Annotated in this window: 1 protein-coding gene; it reads left to right on the top strand. The window is 48.2% G+C overall.

What is annotated here, in order from left to right; all coding sequences use genetic code 11:
- Window positions 1-78: 78 nt before the first annotated feature.
- Window positions 79-1,083: an IS110-like element IS5075 family transposase gene (locus JQ822_RS24295; protein ID WP_000427619.1), complete on the top strand. Its 1,005-nt coding sequence runs from the start codon at window positions 79-81 to the stop codon at window positions 1,081-1,083.
- Window positions 1,084-1,198 lie beyond the last annotated feature (115 nt).

The following is a 1,198-nucleotide window of genomic DNA, read 5'->3' on the forward strand; positions in this document are numbered from 1 at the left end:
CGTGCTTTATTTAATGAGATGGTCACTCCCTCCTTCCCAGTACTATGCTGAGGACAGGCTTTCATTCGGAGAACCATCATGGAAAACATTGCGCTTATTGGTATCGATCTGGGTAAGAACTCTTTCCATATTCATTGTCAGGATCATCGTGGGAAGGCCGTTTACCGTAAAAAATTCACCCGACCAAAGCTAATCGAATTTCTGGCGACATGCCCGGCAACAACCATCGCGATGGAAGCCTGTGGCGGTTCTCACTTTATGGCACGCAAGCTGGAAGAGTTAGGGCATTTTCCAAAGCTGATATCACCGCAATTTGTCCGCCCATTCGTTAAAAGCAACAAAAATGACTTCGTTGATGCTGAAGCTATCTGTGAAGCAGCATCACGTCCATCTATGCGTTTCGTGCAGCCCAGAACCGAATCTCAGCAGGCAATGCGAGCTCTGCATCGTGTCCGTGAATCCCTGGTTCAGGATAAGGTGAAAACAACTAATCAGATGCATGCTTTTCTGCTGGAATTTGGTATCAGCGTTCCGCGAGGTGCTGCCGTTATTAGTCGACTGAGTACCCTTCTTGAGGACAGTAGTTTGCCTCTTTATCTCAGCCAGTTACTGCTGAAATTACAACAGCATTATCACTATCTTGTTGAGCAGATTAAAGATCTGGAATCTCAGTTGAAACGAAAGTTGGACGAAGATGAGGTTGGACAGCGCTTGCTGAGTATTCCCTGCGTTGGAACGCTGACTGCCAGTACTATTTCAACTGAGATTGGCGACGGGAAGCAGTACGCCAGCAGCCGTGACTTTGCGGCGGCAACAGGGCTGGTACCCCGACAGTACAGCACGGGAGGTCGGACGACATTGTTAGGGATTAGCAAGCGGGGCAACAAAAAGATCCGAACTTTGTTGGTTCAGTGTGCCAGGGTATTCATACAAAAACTGGAACACCAGTCTGGCAAGTTGGCCGACTGGGTCAGGGAGTTGTTGTGTCGGAAAAGCAACTTTGTCGTCACCTGTGCTCTGGCAAACAAGCTGGCCAGAATAGCCTGGGCACTGACGGCGCGACAGCAAACTTACGAAGCATAAAGGCAGAAATACACCAGTTTAAACAATCATTCATCTGGTTTTGCGAATACTGATATTGATGATACTAACGGCCCACCGGCCTGTTGAGGAACCTGTAAAACGGAAAGGCTCATTG

Origin of the sequence: Citrobacter sp. FP75 (genome assembly GCF_018342065.1) — a bacterium.
Taxonomy (GTDB): Bacteria; Pseudomonadota; Gammaproteobacteria; order Enterobacterales; family Enterobacteriaceae; genus Citrobacter.

Coding starts and splice junctions, on each gene's coding strand:
- JQ822_RS24295 (WP_000427619.1), top strand. CDS start 79: ATGGAAAACATTGCGCTTATTGGTATCGATCTGGGTAAGAACTCTTTC.